This window comes from Actinoplanes sichuanensis, assembly GCF_033097365.1.
GTDB classification, from domain to species: domain Bacteria; phylum Actinomycetota; class Actinomycetes; order Mycobacteriales; family Micromonosporaceae; genus Actinoplanes; species Actinoplanes sichuanensis.
This window is the reverse complement of the sequence record NZ_AP028461.1, coordinates 4919676-4937782: the sequence shown is the minus strand read 5'-3', so window position 1 is coordinate 4937782 and position 18107 is coordinate 4919676. Positions and strand designations below refer to the sequence as shown.

The following is an 18107-nucleotide window of genomic DNA, read 5'->3' as shown; positions in this document are numbered from 1 at the left end:
GATGAGAATCATGACCACCCGGCGCAGTGACGCACTCTCCCGGGAGCGCATCGTGGAAGCGACCATCCAGATCCTCGACACCGCGGGCGAGGACGGCCTGACCGTGCGCGCGGTCACCGCCCACCTCGCGACCGGCCGCGGTGCGATCTACCACCACGTCGCCGGCAAGGACGACCTGCTCGCCGCGGCGGCGGACGGGGTCATCGGCCGGGTCATGGCCGCGGCCGCCGACGACGAGGACCCGAAACAAGCGATCCGCACGCTGGCCCTGGGCATCTTCGACGCGATCGACGCGCACCCCTGGGTGGGGGCCCAACTGTCGCGCGAACCGCTGCAACCCGCGGTTCTGCGGATCTGGACGGGCGTCGGCGTACGGTTGGTCCGCCTCGGCGTCCGCGGCGCCGCCCTGCCCGACGCCGGATCCGCCCTGGTCAACTACATCCTCGGAGCCGCCGCCCAGCACGCCGCAGGTGCCCGCCGAGCCCCGGACGCGACCTCTCGCCAGGCCTACCTCGACCGTCTCGCCGCGCAATGGGCCGAACTCGACACCGATCCGCTCGTACGGGAGGCTGCCTCGCTGATATCCGAACACGACGACCGCGAACAGTTCCTCGCCGGAGTGGACATCTTCCTCGCCGGTTCCGTCGCTCCACATGACCGACAAGTCAGCGACAAAACCGGTTCCCAAACGGGTGTGATCGGGTAATACTGCCGCGCAACAGTCGAACCGATCACGGGAGCCGGTATGTCAGTTCACGCAGTGGTGTTTCGTGTCGAGGAGCCACCCGTCCAGGACGCGCAGCCCAGGCCGGAAACCGACCGCAGCACCCAGGCGATGCAGCGCCTGCGTAACCCCTTCCACCTCGACTTGCGCGGCCCGGACGGCAACCGCGCCTGATCCCGGGCATGCGGTCGGGCCGGACGTACGTCCCGCGCGGTCCTCATCGAGTTGCCCGAGGAGATTCCTCCCGCGCGTGGGAGGCGCGGCGCGCCGGCCGATCTGAGCCCCTGCCCCTATGGGATTCCTCCCTGCGCGGGAGGCGCGGTCTCTGGCCATCGGCCCCCGCGGAACCGACCGACTCGCTCCGGAAGACCCGGCCTGCCCGCCCGCCGTGGCCCGACGAGTAGCCGGGACGCTGCGTAGTCGTGGTTGCACGCTCCGGCGAAGCTGGAGTGGTGACCGTCGATGCTCGGTAAGTCCCACGCCCTGTCCGGTGGGGTCGGTTGGCTGGCCGGATCAGCTCTGCTCGCCGCCGCCGGACACGCCCCCACCGCCGTCGCCGTCGTCGCCGGGGCGGCCGTGTCCACCGGCATGGCTCTCGCCCCGGACCTCGATCATCCCGAATCCACTGTCGCCCGAACCCTCGGGCCGATCACCCGCTGGACCGCTCGGGGGGTCGCCGCCACCGCCGCGAGACTGCGGGGTGTGTCGTGCCGGCACTGTCTCACCGGCCGAGCCCGGGGCGGGCACCGCGGCATCACCCACACCGCCCTCGGTGCGATGGTCCTCGGCCTGGCCGTCGGTATCCTCTGTGCCCTGACCGGACCGGTCGTCGGCCTGTGGATCGTCGGGCTCTCGGTATGGTTGGCCGCGCACGCCGCCCTGTCGTCGAGGACCCGCGCCCGGATCGGGGACATGCTGCTCCCCGGCCGTTTCCGTCGCCTCGGCAAGGGCGCCCACCGGTTCGCCGCCGCGGTCGGTGCGATCCTGGTCGCCGCCGTGTTCGTCGCGGCGATCCACGGCAGTGCCGGCTCCTGGTGGTGGCTCGGCCTGGCCGTGTTCTGGGGCTGCCTGGCCCACTCGCTCGGCGACGCGCTCACCTTCTCCGCCGTGCCCCTGTGCTGGCCGATCCGGATCCGCGGCTGCCGCTGGTCACCGGTCGGCACCCCGCGGTGGATGCGGTTTCGTACCGGCTCGTCGACCGAGACCGTGGTGGTGTGGCTGATGGCGACGGTCGGTGCCGGAGCGATTGTGCTGCTCGGGGCGGTGTGGTGACGCCGTCCGGCGTCCTGACCTGCACCTGAAGGGCCGTTCGCGACGGTACCGTCTCTGTGGAGAGGACCCGACCGGACCGATTCGTACGCCCAGAAAGATCCGACATCAATGGTCAAGACCACCGAGGAACCGCAGCCGTGGACCGCCCCGACCGCCAGCGCGTCGCTGGGCGGTGGCCCGGCCCGGGCCTGCCGGGTCTCGCGGGAGAGCGACGGCACGCTTCGGCTCAGTCTCACCGGGTTCGCCATGATCGGTGTCGACGTGGCCCTGCTCTGGACGCAGAACGGCACCGGCTTCAGCATCGTGGGCACGGTGGTGCCTCCGCCCGCCGGTGCCGTGCCGGGCGTGTACATGCGGGTCGACACGACCGTGGGCGCCGTCGACCGGCGACGCTCCCGCCGCGTCTCGGTGCAGGTGCCGGTCGTGCTGATCCTGCCCTCGGGCCAGATGTTCCCCGGCCTGGCGATCGACCTGTCGCTGGGCGGAGCCCGCGTCATCGTCGATCTCGACGTCGACGACCTGGGCGAGGAGGCGTTGATCGACCTGGTCGACGGCCTGGCCCCCGGCGAGTCGGTCACCCTGTCCGTGTTGCTGCCGGACGGCCCCGCGGACCTCGACTGTCATGTGCGCGGCAGCGACGAGCTCGGTGACGTCCGCCTGCTGTTCGTGGACATGAGCGCCGAGGTTCGCGACCGGCTCGACGCCTTCCAGAAGACCCAGTGACCCCGCGGCGACGGTCGGCAGCGCCGCGGGGCCGGTGGCAACCCAACTGCAACCGCGTTGGGTCGCTCCGCCACCCGTTCTGAGGGACGATCGCGGTGTCCAGACGTTCGGGCGAACGGAGGTGGCGATGTCGGCCGGCACCGCGGTCCGTGATCTCGTCACGCTCCTCACCGAGCTGGAGGGCACGCCTGACATCGAGGAGTTCGCCGCCATCCGGCAGCAGGCCGCCGAGCTGCGCGCGCTCGCCGTCGAGGCCGGGGACGACGAGTCGGTGCACCGCTGTGACATGGTCATCGCGGACGTCCTGATGCGGGAGGGGCATCTGGGGCCGGGTGGGCACAGCGCCCGGCAGACGCTGGAGTGGGCCGAGCAGCATGACCGGCCCTACCTTCGGGCACGCGCGCACCGGATGCTGTCGAACTTCTACCGGATGCTCGGTGACTTCTCCGAGGCGCTCGCGCACGGCGTTCAGGGTGTGTCGTTTCTGCCGGCTGACGCGTCGCCGGCGGTCCGGGCCCGGCACCTGCTCCAGCTGGGCTGCGCCCTGGACGACAACGGTTCGTTCGACGAGAGCGATGTGCGCTACGCCGAGGTGCTGCGAATCTCGGCCGAGGTGGGCGACGATGGTCTGGCTCTGCGGGCGCTCAACAACATGGCCTACAACGCGTACGAGCGGGGGGACGAGCCGGCGGCGAGCGCTCTGGCCGTACGCATGAGGGAAGTCGCCGTTAGCGGTCGCGGTCTTGCCGCGAAGGAGATCGACACCATCGCGCGGGTCGAGATGATGGGTGGGCGGTTCGTCGCCCTCGAGGCGACACTCGCCGGTGCGTTGACCGGCACGATTGTCGACGTCGACGGCGATGGTACGGCGGAATGCCTGCTCACCCTGGCCGAGGCGCGCCGCCTGAGCGGCCGTCCGGAGGCGGCCCAGGACGCGCTGGACCGGGCGGTCGAACTCTGTGAGCTCCGGGATCTGGCCCGGGCCCGGGTGCAGGTGCGCCGTGAACAGGCGGCCCTGTTCGCGGCCACCGACCGTTACCGGGAGGCCTATGAGGAGCTGCTGCGTTACCAGGACAGCCTGGCCGCTCTGCAGAGCACGCAGCGGGAGGCCCGGGCCCGGGCGATGCAGGCGCTCTTCGAGGCCGACGAGGCCCGGCGCGCCACCGAACAGTTCCGGGAGCTGGCCCACCGCGACGCCCTGACCGGCCTGTACAACCGCCGGCACGTCGACCAGCAGCTGGCGGAGCTGCTCGGGCGTGGGGGATCGCTGTCGGTGGCGATCGTCGACCTGGACCATTTCAAACAGGTCAACGACACCCTGTCGCACGCCACCGGTGACGCCGTCCTGCAGCAGGTGGGCTACCTGCTGCAGGACGTCATGACCGGCATCGGCGTGGCGGCCCGGCTCGGCGGTGAGGAGTTCCTGCTGATCCTGCCCGGCTTCGACATCGTCGAGGCCGCCCGTTTCTGCGAGGACGTCCGCCGCCTGATCGGTGACTTCGAGTGGGCCGCGGTCACCGGCTCGCTGCCGGTGACCGCCAGTATCGGCGTCGCCGCCGCGCCACCGGGGTTGACGGTGGCGGCCCCGCTGCTCGCGGCCGCCGACCGTCAGCTCTACGTCGCCAAGCACACCGGCCGTGACCGGGTGGCGGCGTAGCCTCCGTCAGCGGAACGCGAAGACCGGCGGCAGGACCAGCACGACGATCCACATCCATCCGGCGTACACCGGCAGGTAGGTGGTCTGCCAGCGTTCGATCACCGCGAAGGGCTGCCGGCGGCGTACGAAACGCAGCAGTAGCCAGGCCGTCCAGATGAGGTTGACCAGCAGCACGATGTTCGCGCCGAGCGCCGTGGAGTTGTTGGGGGTGCTGCCATACTGGGCGACCCGGCCGGTCATGGTGAACAGCACGAGTGCGTCCATCACCAGGGCGCTTGCCACCAGCACCAGTTGCATGACGTCGAACTTGCCGGCCGGGGCCATCGGGTCCCGGGCGGACATCGAGTACAGCAACAGGCCGAGCACCAGGACCAGCAGCAGGTCGAACAGCACCAGGTTGCCCCGGTCGACGTCGATGCGGCGACCGTTCCAGCCGATGGTGACCAGGAAGGCCAGCAACCCGACGGTGAACAACGGCGTGAACAGCCTGGTCAGAACGGGTGCGATGTTCTCGATGACGCCCTGTTTTGCTTCGACGAGCCAGCCGGCCACCACCACGGCGGAGACCAGGCCACAGGGCAGCAGCCACAGGTTGGTGAATTCCCAGAGATCGATGCCGATGGCGTTGAACGCGCCCATCGCGAACGCCGTCAGCACCCCGCCACCCAGGCCGATCAGGGTGAGGTAGACGAACCACTCACCGCTGAACCGGATGAAGTCCATCCGTCGGCGGGCCGAGCGGAGACCGTCGGAGATGTAGGCGAGGCCGACGACGAACCACAGCGCGATCGGTAGGTGGGTGGCGACGACGTCGATCGACTGGGACTCGGTGTCGAGTGGATAGAGGTTCGCCGCGGCGGCTCCGACCACGAACAGCGCGGCCACGACGCCGCACACGAGTCTTCCGGCCCGTCGTCGCCACAGCAGGAAGGCGGCCAGCCAGGGAAGCGCGAACAGGGAGTAGTTGAGACTGTAGAAACCGTCCAGGTCGTAGCCGATGCTGTGCTGGAACAGCTCGGGGACCTTGACCGAGACGGCGGCGCCCAGAGCGCAGATCAACATCACGATCAGGTCGGTACGGGAACGGCTCCGCGGTCCGGTGTCACCGGTGAGGACCAGCTGTTTCCACAGTCGTTCGGAGTGTTCCCGGGCGAATTCGCGGGACAGTTCGTCGAGCCCGCCCATCCGTTTCACGGCGACCAGGAACGCCTCGTCGTCGTGCAGGCCCAGGGCGGTGAGCTGGCCGACCGAGCCGCGCAGGTGATCTTCGAGTTCGTCGGCGTCACTCTCGCTCAGTTCGGGCCGTCGGCGCACGTAGCGGCGCCACTGCGCGAACTGTGCCTCCAACTCGTCCGGATCGTTGGTCACGGTCATGCGGTGCCTTCCCTGGGGATGATCAGCGGGTTGAAGTCGCCGACGCTGGGCCAGACCTGCTTGAGCGCCTCGACGACGGTCGCCCACTGGCGGCGTTGCTCGGCCAGTTCGGCGAGGCCCTGCTCGGTGAGTCGGTAGTACTTGCGCCGGCGTTCGCCGGTCGCGGTCCGCCAGTCCGATTCGACGTGGCCGAGCCGTTCGAGGCGGTGCAGCAGGGGGTAGAGGAAACCCTCGGTCCAGTCGAGCTCGCCACCGGACAGTTCGTTGATGCGCTGCAGGATGGCGTAGCCGTAACTGTCTCCATCAGCCAGAATGCCGAGCACGATCGGTGTGGCTGACGCGGCGACCAGGTCTTTGGCGACCCGCATGGCCGTGCTCCCCTCCGTCGATACCTAGAAGTGCTATGCCTTGAAGTGCAATGCATAGTAGATCTAGGTATAGACGGAGGCAACCGCCGCCGTCGTCCGGTCGACGACGGCGGCGGCTGCCGGTGTGCAGGGTCAGGCGAGCGGTTCGATCCGGATGTTGCGGTAGCGGACGTTGGCGCCCGCGTCACCGTGGTCCTGCAGGCGGATCGAGCCCGGTGTGGCGCTCTCGGCGGCGCCGCCGCCGGTGGGGCCGTCGATCGCGACGTTGTTGTGGACGGTGACGCCGTTCCAGACGACTGTCACCCGGGCGTTCTCGGTCTTCGTGCCGGAGCTGTTGAAACGGGCCGCCCGGAACGTGATGTCGTAGGTCTGCCAGGTCTCCGGCGCCCGCGCGGCGTTGCTGTCCGGCGCCTTCTTCAGGTAGATGCTTCCGGCTTCGTCGTTGGCGAGGGTGGTGTCGCCGTACGAGTCGAGGACCTGGAGTTCGTAGCGGTCCTGCAGGTAGATGCCGCTGTTGCCGCGCTGCTGGCCGGTCACGTCCGACGGTAGGGTGGGTTCCCACCATTCGACGTGCAGTTTGAAGTCGGTGAAGGTCTGCTTGGTGCGGATGTCACCGCCGAGCACCTCCACCGACCCGCCGGACACCGGCCAGGTCGCCGCGGTGCCGTCGGTCTTCTGCCAGGCGTTCAGGTTGCCGCCGTCGAACAGCACGACCGACCCGGACCCGCCGCTCAGGGTCCAGTGCTGGCTGGCGGCGCCCGCGTACTCCCAGATGTGGGCCTGGGTGCCGTCGGCGGAGCTGCCGGAGAGGACGTCCAGGACCTTGCCGGACTGCGGGTTCAGGATGGAGCCGTTGGCTTGCGGCTGCCAGGCCTGTGCCGCCGAGTTGTTGCAGGTCCACAGTTGCACCTTGGTGCCGTTGGCGGTGCCGCTGTTGTCGACGTCCAGGCACTTGCCGAGGGCGCGGAAGCTGGTGCCGACCCGGCTCCAGCTCTGAGCCGTGCTGCTGTTGCAGGTCCACAGCTGGATCTTGGTGCCGTCGGCGGTGCCGGCGTTGTTGACGTCCAGGCACTTGCCGGCGAGCCCGACGATCGGGCCGGTGCCGCCGCTGACCGTGATCGCGTCCAGGTTGACGTGGCCGTCGTCGCCGGTGTCGTAGCGGTAGGCGATGGTGTTCGCGCCGGCCTTGAGCGGGATGCTCTCGGACTTGGTGGCCCAGTTCGCCCAGGCGCCGGTGTCGGCCAGGCTCGTCTGCCCGACCTTGACGCCGTTGGCGTACACGCTGATCTTCTTCGTGCCGGTGAACGGGTTGGGGCCGTTGGCGTAGCGCAGCGCCACGTCGTAGCTGCCGGCCGAGGTGACGTTGACGGTGAACGTCGTGGTCGCGCCCACCGTGCCGTAGCCGGCCACGAATCCGGAGCCGGTGTATCCGGCGTGTTCGGTGGCCACGCCGGTGCCACCGGACAGGCCCGCGTCCTCCGCCTGGTAGGTGCTGGTCGCCGGCGGTGCGCCGGTGGTCAGCGAGTTGAGGGTGTACCAGGCTTCCGTGCTCCAGAGCGATTCACCGGTGTCCGCGGAGAAGGGGCGCGGCGATCGTACGTACACCACATGCCCGGCTTTGAGGCCGTTGATCGTGAGCGTGACCTTCTTGCGGTCGGTGGAGAGGGTGGCCGAGGTGACGGTCAGGGTCTGCTCGTCGATCTTGGGACCGCCGTAGGAGGCGGTGGGCTGGTAGCGCCACTGTTTCACGGTGTATCGGGCGGCCAGCGCGTTGGCGGTCTCGGTGGACAGCGGCTTGGTGTATTCGAGTTCGAAGCCGCCGTTCTTCGCGCGCATGGCCAGGATGTCGAAGGTGCTCTTGCCGTTGGGGCTGAGCTTCTGCAGGCCGTAACTCAGTTTGCCGGTCTGTCCCCAGTTGCCGCCGGCGCCGAGCCCGCCCGCGTAGATCGCGCCGTCGGGTCCGATGCTGAGTTCCGACACGCCCGCCTCCAGGCCCTGGGTGAGTCGGAACAGGGCGCCCTGGTACTCGCCGTTGACCTTCTCCAGGTAGGCGCGCTGGATGCCGCCGTAGGTGACGTCGCCGATCAGCATTTGCCCGGCGAAGACGCCCTCCTTGACCAGCACCGGTGTGCTGGGGGAGTTGGCGATCTCGTTCTGCGGCATCCACAGCACCGGCGCGGTGACCGGTTTGGCGTCGAACGGGCCGGGCGGGGTCATGTAGTGGTTGAAGAACCGGTCCTGCTTGATGTGCAACAGTTTCGACGACGGCAGCCAGCCGCCCTGGTTGTCGGTGACGAACAGGCCGTTCTCCGGTCCCCAGCCGATGCCGTGCGGGGTGCGCAGACCCCCGGCGACGTAGGAGACCGCGCCGGTGTCCTTGTTGACCTTGATGGTCGTACCCCGATTGGCCGCGGGTTGGGGATTGGTGGTGTTGCCGCCGTAGTTGATCGACACCGACAGGTTCAGGTAGAAGTTCGGCGCCTCGTAGAGCAGGCCGAAGGCGAATTCGTGGAAGTTCCCGCCGTACGGCCAGGTCGCGACCGTCTGGTACTGGTCGGTCACCCCGTCGCCGGTGGTGTCGACGAGCCGGGTGAGCTTGGTCTTCTCCGACACGTAGAGCACACCGTCGACGATCTTGAGGCCCATCGGTTCCTTGAGCCCGCCGGCGACCTTCTTGGTGGTCACGGTGCCGGGACCGGTGTTTCCCGTCGCGTTGCCGAGGATGTAGACCTCGCCCGCCGACGAGGTGCCCGAGTCGTCCGAGCCGCCCCAGGTCAGCACCGCGAGCCGCCCGTCGGGGAACCAGTCCATGCCGGTGACCTTGGGCTGGAAGGCGCCGGGCCGCAGGTTGGTCAGGTCGTAACCGGGGTGCACGCCGGTCAGCGGCAGGCCGTCACCGGGGGAGTCGCCGGCGCTCTCGCACTCCTTGCGGCCGGGCGCGGTCACCCGGACGACGCCGGAGTCGGTGCTCAGCGCGGAGTTCGGCACCAGCGTGAAGGCGGAGGCGCCGGGGGCACGCCACTCCAGGGTGAGCTGTTGCCCGCCGCCGCGTTCGAAGTAGTCGATGCGCAGCGGGTGGATGCCGGCGGCCAGGGTGATCGCGCCCTCCTTGGCCGTCGCGCCGTGCAGGCCGTCGTGGTTGATCACCAGGGTGTCGGCGACGCTCAGCCGGGAGCCGTCGTCGCTGGTCAGGCGGAACGTGTAGGCGCCGGCGGTCGGGACGGTGACGTTGCCGAGCACCTGCGCGACGAAGTTGTCCTCGATGCCGAAGTCGCCGCCGGTCCAGTTGACGGTCGGCATCAGTTTGTCGATGTTCGGCGTCTGCGCGGGTTTGAGGGTGCAGAGCTTGTCCAGCGCGGTCTGCACGTCGAAGATCCGCAGGGTCACGCCCGGTTCCTGCGGGGGCGGCGCGGCCTGGGCGGTCGAGGCGGTGAGCGCGCCCGCCGTGCCGGTGAGGCCCAGGGTCAAGATCAAGGACATGATTCTTCGGTACGGCCTGAGCATCCGTTCTCCTCCGGTGGATGGTGGATCGGCGAACGCGAGTGTGTGAAGGGCGTCACAGTAAAGCGTCTTTCGCGTTTCGGTCCAGATCTTCGAGGAGAGTGAACGGAACTTTCATCGAGGCGTGCGAAAGTAGGGAGTGTTGAAACGAATTCATGATTTTCGTACTTGACAACGCGTCGATTTGTATCGACTGTGGACTGCTCAAGATTCGGGGGACCCGTGTACCAACTGGCTGCTGTCATCGCCGAGGCCGGCCTGCTGCGAGACCGCGTGGACCACGGCACGGTCGCCGTACTCCGCCACGGCCTGGCGATGGCGCCGGTGAGTGAGGCGTTGTTCGCGGAACTGGCCGGGACCTCGGCCGGCGGGCCGTTCGCCGAGCAGCTGAACCCGCGGTTCGGCCAGGCCCTCGCCGAGTGGTCGGTCGCGGGACCGGTCGCCTTCGTGCGGGCCGACTTCTTCGGCGGCGACGGACACCAGAGCGCCATCGTGTGGCGCGACGGGGCGCCGGCCTGGGGTCCGGTCTTCGACGACGAGTTCGACGGCCCGCGCGAACAGTGGCCGATCAACGCCGCTCTGGCGCAACTCGGCGTTCAGCCGAGCGGCCGCACGTATTCGTGGGACCCGGACCGGACGGTGGACCTGTTCGACGAGGTCGGGCTCGGCCTCGAACGCGACGTCGACGACTGGCTCGCCTACGCCCGAGCCGGCCGGACCCCGGCCTACTACGAGACGTAGGCGCGCGACCGGGGCCTTGGCCGACGCGGGCGGCGGCTCGACGGTCGCCCGCGAAGGTCGGCGTCGGGCTCCGCCGGCCTCAGAACGGCGGCGGGTCGTCCGGTGAACCGGTCCACATCGGTGCCGGTGGCCGCGGTCGGGGCCGTTGCAGCAGCGTCACCGCGTCGCCGACCCGTCCCAGTTCGATGAGATGCTGCGCCATGAGGTCGCCGAGGTCGTGCGGTTCCAGGATGTCGACGGCCTCCTGGTGGCGTCCCTCGTCGGCCAGTAGTTCGGCGATGGACCTGGCCGCGTACCAGGAATCACCCTCCGGATGCGCCTTCGTGAGCTCGATGGCCTCCGCACGACGGCCGCACGCGACCATCAGCGGCAGCCGCATCCAGAAGAACTCCCACTCCTCGGCTCCCCGGCGTTCCTTCCGGGCGTCGAGGTAGGCCAGACCGTCCTCGGGACGCCCCAGGGCCGCGTAGTGCTCACAGAGCGTGTGCACGATCCAGTCGTCCGAGCTGTGCGCGTCGGCCAGCGTCCGGAGTACCTCCAACGCCTCCTCACCTCGACCATGACGGGTCAGAAGCTCCGCGAGACGCACCTGCCCGCTGCCCTGCCGGCTCGTCGACCCTCGGTACACGGCGATCGCGCCGTTCACGTCACCGCGCTCCTCCAGCAGTTCCGCGAGACGCTGGGCGGCGTGCCCGTGATGTTCGGCCGCCGCGTACTCCTGCAGGTCCTCGATCCGGTCGTGCCGGGCCAGCAGGTCGGCGAGCCGGTCACGGTTGTCGACCGAGGTGGTGACACGCGCTCGCAGGAGGGCGATCGCCTCGTCGACCCGGCCCCAGCCCTCCAACAGGTGCGCCGTCTCCTCGGCTGCCGCCCACCAGCCCGTCGCGACGTACGGGGCGAGCACCTCCAGCGCCTCCGCCTGCCGCCCCTGCCCGGCGAGCCGTCGTGCCCACTCCCGGGCGCAGAACCACTCCCCGCGCCCGGCCAGCGACCGCACCTCGTCGACGTGCCCGAGCTCGACGAGCCGGGACACCATGGCCGGCGGAATGCATCCGGTCTGCGTCAGGGCGCGGCGGTCGAGATCGTCGGCATCCACGGCGGGCACCCTATCCGGAGGTTCAGCAGCGGAAACGAGAGACCGCGGTGCGGACTACCCTCGGGGCCATGATCGCAGCCGAGGCCGTCGCGCACCTCAACACCCTCGTCGGCTTCTGCGCCCGGCGTGACGTCGAGGTGCTGACCCGCGCCGCCGTCGGCGAGCTGGATGTCGCCATCCTCTTCGGCGGCAGCATCCTCGCCGGTGGGGACCTGTTCGCCCGGGCGGTCAGCGACCGGATCGCCGCCCACTTCATGATCGTCGGCGGTCAGGGCCACTCCACCGACGTGCTGCGCACCGCGATGCGGCGCCGGATGGGCTGGGACGACGTGGCCGGCCTGACCGAGGCCGCCCTTTTCGACCGATATCTCGACGAGAGGTACGGCGTACGCGCCGACGTGCTGGAACACGAATCGACCAACTGTGGCAACAACGTCCGTAACGCGCTGGCCCTGCTCGCCGCCGAGGGCGTACCGCACCAGCGAATCCTGCTGATTCAGGACGCCTCGATGCAGCGGCGCATGGATGCCGGGTTCCGGCTGCACGCGCCGGACGCGCGGATCGTGAACTTCGCCGCCCACCGGACACCGATCGACCTGATCGGCGGCGACCTCGGGTTCTCGACGCCGCCGGAGGGCATGTGGCCGGTCGACCGGTACGTCTCCCTGCTGATGGGCGAGATCCCGCGGCTCACCGACGACGCCGACGGTTACGGCCCGGCCGGGCGTGGGTTCATCGCCCACGTGACCGTGCCCGTCGAGGTCAGAGGGGCGTACGAGGCCCTGCGCGGGATGGGGGCCGGGGCACCGCGGTCGGCCGATCCGAGGTGGGCGGACGGATCACCATCGTTGCGCGCGGTCTGACGGTCGCTGGAGGTCGTCTTGAGGTGCCGGGCCGATCGTTACGGGCATGAACGCGAGCCAGATCGACGTCCAGCCGCTGCTGACCGCCGCCCACGCCCACCCGCCGCTGAGCCGGGCGATCCTGGACGGCGTGCTCATGCTGGGGCGGACCGCCCTGTTCACGGTGGTCGGCGTCGGCTCTCTGATCGGCGTCGCGATGGTCATCGCGCTCATGCTGACAGCGGCCGTGGACATCCCGGGCTACGACGCCGCAGCCGACTACTGACGGCCACGGGTGGCGGTCGACCAGGCGGTCACGGCTTTCGAGCGACGCCGGCCCAGCAGTGGCGGCCTCCGAGGCGTCGACCGGTTCGTCGGAGCGCCACGCCGATGCGGTGCGGATGCCGGGGTCGAGAAGTTCCCAGTCGCCGAAGAACCGCTCCACGGCGTCGCGGGTGCGGGGAAACCAGGGCATGCCCGCGCTGGTGGCGATGGTTGCCGCGGCGTTGACCTCATCGGCGTCGAGGTCGGCCGTGAGGTGCGTGAGGGCGAGGCAGCTGCCGGACGGTAGGGCGTCGCGTAGCCGGCCGAGGCATGCCCAGGGGTCGTCGGCGTCGGGCAGCAGGCTGAGGATCGCGATCAGGGTGAGCCCGACGGGGCGGGTGAGGTCCAGGGTGTCGTGCAGTGCGGTCGCGGTCAGGATGGTGGCGGGTCGGCGCAGGTCGGCTTCGAGGTGGGTGACACGGCCGTCGGGGTGGCTCGTCATCAGCGCGCGGGCGTGAGCGAGGACGAGCGGGTCGTTGTCCACGTAGACGATCCGAGTGGTGGGATCGATGCTCTGGACGGTCTCGTGCAGGTTCGGCGGGGCGGGAAGCCCGGCACCGATGTCGAGGAACTGGCGGAGGCTCTCCTTGGCGGCAAGGTCACGGGCGATCCGGTTGACGAACTTGCGGCTCTCTGCGGCCATGTGGCGTACGCCGGGCATCATCTGGGTGATGGCGTCGCCGAGGGCGCGGTCGGCGGCGAAGTTGTCCTTGCCGCCGAGCCAGTGGTCGTAGACGCGGGCGGAATGCGGCCCGGTGGTATCGAGCCGACCCGGTACATGTGGAATCCCGATCTCGGGCCTGCCGGTCCGGGTACGGCGGGGTGCGGAGGACGGTTTCGACCAGCCGAGGAAGCGCTCGTACAGGTCGGCCGGTGGACCGCTTGTCGCGGCCGCCCAGTCGTCGATCGCCTCGACCAGGAAGGAACCGAGCAGGACGGCCAGTCCGTGCGGGAAATCCCGGTACTGCTCGACCAGTTCGACCTTGGCGACGGCGCAGGGCCACGGCTCGCCACACGTCGTGCAGTCCCACAGGGGGCGCTCAGCCTGGTGGTCCGTTCGTGGCACCAACATCACTGGTCTCCGATGGTCGAGTGTCGGAAGGCCGAACCACACTGGCCTATGCCACTTTTGTGGAGTGTGGCATAGGCCAGTCTCGGCACGCAAACGCGCGCCGAGTGATTCGTTTTCAGGAGCGGGAGCCGGTGATCACGCCACCGGGTAGGTCGCCTCGAACGCCCAGCGTTCCGGCGGATACACCGCCTCGGTGAACTCCAACGGGTGATCGGCGACGTCGTACACCACGTGACGCACGACCAGGACCGCCGATGGCTCCGGCAGACGCAGAGCATCGCGCTCGCCATTGGTCGCCAGCCGGCTACTCATCTCATCCCGTGCATACCGCGCCTGGCGGCCGGTCACCTGCTCGACATAGGCCATCGTGCCGGCGCGGATCCGCTCCCGGATCAGCAGGTTCGGTGCCGTCTCTCCGATGCCACCGGCATACCAGGCGGTGGACAGTTCGACCGGCTTGTCATCGGCATGGATCAACCGCTGTCGGCGTACGACCCGGGCGCCGGCATCGAGGCCGAGTGCCTCCGCCACATGATCCGGAGCGGTGTCGTAGTCCGCCGCAAGGATCACCGCGCGTTCGTTCTCGGGATAGATCCTCCCGGTGTCCCTCGACCGGGAGTAGCGCTCCCGAGCCAGCCGATTGGGGCGCATGCGGTCGCGCACGTACGTGCCCGAACCCTGCCGGCTCTCCACGAAACCCTGGTGGCGCAAAGCCTCCAAGGCTCGCGCGGCGGTCGGTCGGGCGACAGTCCACTCGACAGCGATCTGCCGTTCCGACGGCACCTCGTCGCCAGGTTGGAGGTCACCACGCAGAATCTGATCGCGCACGAAGTTGGCGATCTGCATGTACTTGGGCAGGACCTGCTGAATCTCCGGCAACTCGCTACCTTCTGTGACTGGCATAGCCCACTGGCCAATGCGGTCAGTATGTCATCGATAGGCTGACAAGATGGGAACGCTACTGGTCGCCGCAGGCGGCGGCGGCGATGTGATCGCGGCGGCGGCCCTATCCGCTCTCACCTCGGACGAGGCCGTGGGGATCGCGACGATGGCCTGGGACCGGCTGATCATCGACCCGCTCCCGGGCCCACGAGGTGCAGCCGACTTCACCGGGCTGGAGACCCGTCGAGGCTGGCGGCAGGTCACCACCCACACCCGGCCCATCCCGCCTGCCGGATCCACCCTGCCGCGCCTCGCCGGCGAGATTCCGTTCCCCTTGATCCTGCTCGATCCGACCCGCGGCGCTCACGGCATGCGACAACAGATCCAGGACGCGGCCACGGAACTGGGTGCCGATCACCTCCGCTTGGTCGACGTCGGTGGTGACCTGCTCGGACGGCCCGGCGACGTCGGTCTGCGAAGCCCATTCGCCGACGCGCTGACGGCTGCCGGTTGCCTGGCACTTCCCAGCAGTGCATGGATCGCCGGCCCCGGGCTCGACGGGGAGCTGATCGAGGACGTCGTCTGTGAGCGGGCACGCGACCACGTCACCGTGCACACCCTCGTACCCGAGCTGTGGAAGCCCTACCTGCCCATCCTCGATTGGCACCCCACCGAGGCCACGGCACTGCTCGCCTGCGCAACGCTCGGCCTCCGCGGGACGGTCGAGATTCGTGATGCCGGGCTACCCGTACACCTGACCGACCGAAGCCCGACCGTCCTCGAACTCGACCTGGCCACGGTCGCCGACATCAATCCACTGGTTCGCCTCCTCGCCACCAGCGAGTCCATGTTCGACGCGGAGCGACTCGCGGTAGAGGTTATGGGCTCCACCGAGTTGCAGGCCGAGCGAGCCAAAGCGGCGAAGCGTCGACGACACCGGTCCGCCTCCGCCGACACGCTCGCCGTCCTGCCCGAATGGGAGAGAGAGGCTCGTCGGCGGAACATCGACTTCGTGACCTACCGACGGCTGGCCGAAGCGCTCGGCTTCACTGAAGTAGCGGCTTTGAGAGCACTCCTGGCAGCACACATTCCCGCCCGCGAAGCCGGACTCCTCTGGAAGGTCAGGCCCGAACCGACCATCGACTAGCTTCGACCAGTGCCTCAGGCCGGTGATCGTGGTGACTGGTCATACCCGGAAGGGCCCGATGCCGTCTTCGACCCTCGGCGCTCGCGGGAGTCGTCCGCGGTCACCCGGCCGCCTGGTTCAGTACCGTCGGCGTAACACCAGCATGCTGCGGGACTCGGCGCGTACCGTCGTCTGGGCCTTCACGATCTCCTCGTCGGCCTCGGGCCGTCCGGTGTCCACGACGACCTCCCACATCTGCCCGAACGCCGGTCCCGGGAGCGCGAACTCGGCGTCTTGCGGCGACGCGTTGAAGATCAGCAGGAAGGAGTCGTCCCGGATCGGTTCGCCGAGGGCGTCCGGTTCCGGGATGCCGTCGCCGTTGAGGAACACCGCGAGGGTGTGGTCGGCACCGGCGTCCCAGTCGTGTTCGGTCATCGGTTCGCCGTCGCGGCGCAGCCAGGCGATCCCGGGGAGCCCGGCCTCGCCGATCGGCTCGCCGGTGAAGAACCGTCGGCGGCGGAAGATCGGATGCTCGGCGCGCAGCCGGGTCAGGTGCCGGGTGAACCGGGTCAGGTCCGTCTGGTGTCGCGCGTCGGCCCAGTCGGTCCAGGAGATCTCGTTGTCCTGGGCGTAGACGTTGTTGTTGCCGTGCTGGGTGCGTCCGTGTTCGTCGCCGTGGGCGATCATCGGCACGCCCTGGCTGAGCAGCAGGGTGGCCAGGAAGTTCCGTTTCTGGCGTTCCCGGAGTCCGCGGATCTCGGGGTCGTCGGTCTCGCCCTCGACGCCGCAGTTCCACGACCGGTTGTGGCTCTCCCCGTCGTTGTTGTCCTCGCCGTTGGCGTCGTTGTGTTTCTCGTTGTAGGAGACCAGGTCGTGCAGGGTGAAACCGTCGTGCGCGGTGACGAAGTTGATCGACGCGATGGGGCGGCGGCCGTCATCCTGGTAAAGGTCGGAACTGCCGGTGAAACGGGAGGCGAACTCACCGAGACTGGACGGCTCACCACGCCAGAAATCGCGGACCGAGTCGCGGTATCTACCGTTCCACTCGGTCCAGTTGGGTGGGAATCCGCCGACCTGATAACCGCCGTCGCCGACGTCCCAGGGTTCGGCGATCAGTTTGACCTGCGAGACCACCGGGTCCTGGTTGACCAGGTCGAAGAACGCGGCCAGCCGGTCCACCTCGTGGAACTCCCGGGCCAGGGCGGCGGCCAGGTCGAACCGGAACCCGTCGACGTGCATCTCGGTCACCCAGTAGCGCAGGCTGTCCATGATCAGCCGCAGCGACTCGTGATGGCGGACGTTGAGGCTGTTGCCCGTTCCGGTGGTGTCGTAGTAGAAACGCCGGTCCTCGTCGACCAGCCGGTAGTACGCCGGATTGTCGATGCCGCGGAACGACAGTGTCGGGCCCAGGTGGTTGCCCTCGGCGGTGTGGTTGTAGACGACGTCCAGGATCACCTCGATGCCGGCCTGGTGCAGGGTCTTGACCATGGCCTTGAACTCCTGGACCTGCCCGCCGTCGCCGCCGAAACTGGAGTAGCCGTTGTGCGGGGCGAAGAAACCGATGGTGTTGTAGCCCCAGTAGTTGCTCAGTCCGCGGTCGGCCAGGGTGCTGTCGTGGACGAACTGGTGCACCGGCATCAGTTCGACGGCGGTCACCCCGAGTCGCTTCAGGTGCCGGATCATCACCGGATGGGCCAGGCCGGAATAGGTGCCCCGTACATCTGCGGGGATCTCGGGGTGTCGGATCGTCATGCCCTTGACGTGTGCCTCGTAGATCACGGTCTGGTGGAAGGGCACCTTCAGCGGCCGGTCGTTGTCCCAGTCGAAATACGGGTTGATCACCACGGAGCGTGGTGAGAAGGGCGCCGAATCGGCCTCGTTGTACGAGTCTTCATCACCGAAGTCGTAGGAGAAGTGCGCCTGATCCCAGCGGTAGTCGCCGTCGACGGCCTTCGCGTAGGGGTCGAGTAGCAGTTTCGACGGGTTGCAGCGCAGTCCGCGTGACGGGTCGTAGGGGCCGTGCACCCGGTAGCCGTACCGCTGCCCCGGCACGATCCGCGGCAGGTAGCCGTGCCAGACCAGCGCCTCCCGCTCCGGCAGGTCGATCCGGGTCTCCTTGCCGTCCTCGTCGAACAGGCACAGTTCCACCCGTGTGGCCGTTTCGGAGAACAGTGCGAAGTTCGTACCCCCACCGTCGTAGGACGCCCCCAGCGGGTACGGATTGCCCGGCCAGATGTGCATTGCTCGGCTACCTCGTCATCCGTCTCATGATCACCGTGAACCCGGAACCGCCTACCCGCCCGCGTCGCCGGTAAACGGGCGGTGCTGTCCAGCGTTGTCCATTCCGAACCGGAATGCTCCCGTCGCCGACCAGGATCCAGGGCAGCCGGATGGCCCCGAAGGGT

The 18107-nt window shown here is 69.0% G+C and carries 15 protein-coding genes and 1 pseudogene; 9 read left to right on the top strand and 7 right to left on the bottom strand.

Features of this window, described 5'->3' with window-relative positions; all coding sequences use genetic code 11:
- Position 1 precedes the first annotated feature (1 nt).
- The 5 genes from Q0Z83_RS22660 to Q0Z83_RS22640 all read left to right on the top strand — a co-directional run bounded on the left by Q0Z83_RS22660 (position 2) and on the right by Q0Z83_RS22640 (position 4376).
- A complete protein-coding gene (locus tag Q0Z83_RS22660) occupies positions 2-706 on the top strand; it encodes a TetR/AcrR family transcriptional regulator (protein WP_317795973.1) in 705 nt (234 codons plus the stop codon).
- A 39-nt stretch (positions 707-745) separates the two neighbouring features.
- Complete coding sequence (locus Q0Z83_RS22655) at positions 746-898, top strand: hypothetical protein (protein WP_317795972.1); 153 nt, start codon at positions 746-748, stop codon at positions 896-898.
- Positions 899-1186: 288 nt separating this feature from the next.
- The gene (locus Q0Z83_RS22650; protein WP_317795971.1) at positions 1187-1996 is read left to right on the top strand and encodes a metal-dependent hydrolase; all 810 of its coding nucleotides are present in this window, start codon (positions 1187-1189) and stop codon (positions 1994-1996) included.
- Between the two features lie 108 nt (positions 1997-2104).
- Positions 2105-2719, top strand: a complete 615-nt coding sequence (locus Q0Z83_RS22645; RefSeq protein ID WP_317795970.1) for a PilZ domain-containing protein — start codon at positions 2105-2107, stop codon at positions 2717-2719.
- Between the two features lie 127 nt (positions 2720-2846).
- On the top strand, positions 2847-4376 hold the full coding sequence (locus tag Q0Z83_RS22640) for a GGDEF domain-containing protein (protein WP_317795969.1): 1530 nt from the start codon (positions 2847-2849) through the stop codon (positions 4374-4376).
- Positions 4377-4382: 6 nt separating this feature from the next.
- Here Q0Z83_RS22640 and Q0Z83_RS22635 read toward each other — a convergent pair whose 3' ends face one another.
- The 3 genes from Q0Z83_RS22635 to Q0Z83_RS22625 all read right to left on the bottom strand — a co-directional run bounded on the left by Q0Z83_RS22635 (position 4383) and on the right by Q0Z83_RS22625 (position 9598).
- Positions 4383-5750: a permease prefix domain 1-containing protein gene (locus Q0Z83_RS22635; protein WP_317795968.1), complete on the bottom strand. Its 1368-nt coding sequence runs from the start codon at positions 5748-5750 to the stop codon at positions 4383-4385.
- Positions 5747-6118 carry a PadR family transcriptional regulator gene (locus Q0Z83_RS22630; RefSeq protein ID WP_317795967.1) on the bottom strand — a complete coding sequence of 124 codons (372 nt, stop codon included), beginning with the start codon at positions 6116-6118 and terminating at the stop codon, positions 5747-5749. The genes Q0Z83_RS22635 and Q0Z83_RS22630 overlap by 4 nt, the downstream gene beginning before the upstream one ends.
- Before the next feature lie 132 nt (positions 6119-6250).
- The gene (locus tag Q0Z83_RS22625; RefSeq protein ID WP_317795966.1) at positions 6251-9598 is read right to left on the bottom strand and encodes a family 16 glycoside hydrolase; all 3348 of its coding nucleotides are present in this window, start codon (positions 9596-9598) and stop codon (positions 6251-6253) included.
- Positions 9599-9841: 243 nt separating this feature from the next.
- Between Q0Z83_RS22625 and Q0Z83_RS22620 the strand changes: the two genes are divergently transcribed.
- Entirely contained in the window at positions 9842-10360 is a 519-nt protein-coding gene (locus Q0Z83_RS22620) for a hypothetical protein (protein WP_317795965.1), read from the top strand.
- Between the two features lie 79 nt (positions 10361-10439).
- Here Q0Z83_RS22620 and Q0Z83_RS22615 read toward each other — a convergent pair whose 3' ends face one another.
- A complete protein-coding gene (locus Q0Z83_RS22615) occupies positions 10440-11456 on the bottom strand; it encodes a tetratricopeptide repeat protein (protein WP_317795964.1) in 1017 nt (338 codons plus the stop codon).
- Between the two features lie 68 nt (positions 11457-11524).
- On the opposite strand from Q0Z83_RS22615, the gene Q0Z83_RS22610 reads away from it, so the two are divergent.
- Both Q0Z83_RS22610 and Q0Z83_RS55895 read left to right on the top strand, forming a co-directional pair.
- Positions 11525-12319: an ElyC/SanA/YdcF family protein gene (locus Q0Z83_RS22610; protein ID WP_317795963.1), complete on the top strand. Its 795-nt coding sequence runs from the start codon at positions 11525-11527 to the stop codon at positions 12317-12319.
- A gap of 46 nt (positions 12320-12365) precedes the next feature.
- Positions 12366-12584 (top strand): hypothetical protein, encoded by a 219-nt coding sequence (locus Q0Z83_RS55895; protein ID WP_378078705.1) that lies wholly within the window; start codon positions 12366-12368, stop codon positions 12582-12584.
- A gap of 28 nt (positions 12585-12612) precedes the next feature.
- Here the strand turns inward: Q0Z83_RS55895 and Q0Z83_RS55890 are convergent.
- Positions 12613-13415: pseudogene (locus Q0Z83_RS55890) on the bottom strand (SAM-dependent methyltransferase).
- Between the two features lie 414 nt (positions 13416-13829).
- The gene (locus Q0Z83_RS22600) at positions 13830-14573 is read right to left on the bottom strand and encodes a GntR family transcriptional regulator (protein ID WP_317795961.1); all 744 of its coding nucleotides are present in this window, start codon (positions 14571-14573) and stop codon (positions 13830-13832) included.
- A gap of 70 nt (positions 14574-14643) precedes the next feature.
- On the opposite strand from Q0Z83_RS22600, the gene Q0Z83_RS22595 reads away from it, so the two are divergent.
- The gene (locus Q0Z83_RS22595; protein ID WP_317795960.1) at positions 14644-15723 is read left to right on the top strand and encodes a DUF1152 domain-containing protein; all 1080 of its coding nucleotides are present in this window, start codon (positions 14644-14646) and stop codon (positions 15721-15723) included.
- 117 nt (positions 15724-15840) lie between these two features.
- Here the strand turns inward: Q0Z83_RS22595 and glgX are convergent, their stop codons facing one another.
- The gene (gene glgX, locus Q0Z83_RS22590) at positions 15841-17943 is read right to left on the bottom strand and encodes a glycogen debranching protein GlgX (RefSeq protein ID WP_317795959.1); all 2103 of its coding nucleotides are present in this window, start codon (positions 17941-17943) and stop codon (positions 15841-15843) included.
- Positions 17944-18107 lie beyond the last annotated feature (164 nt).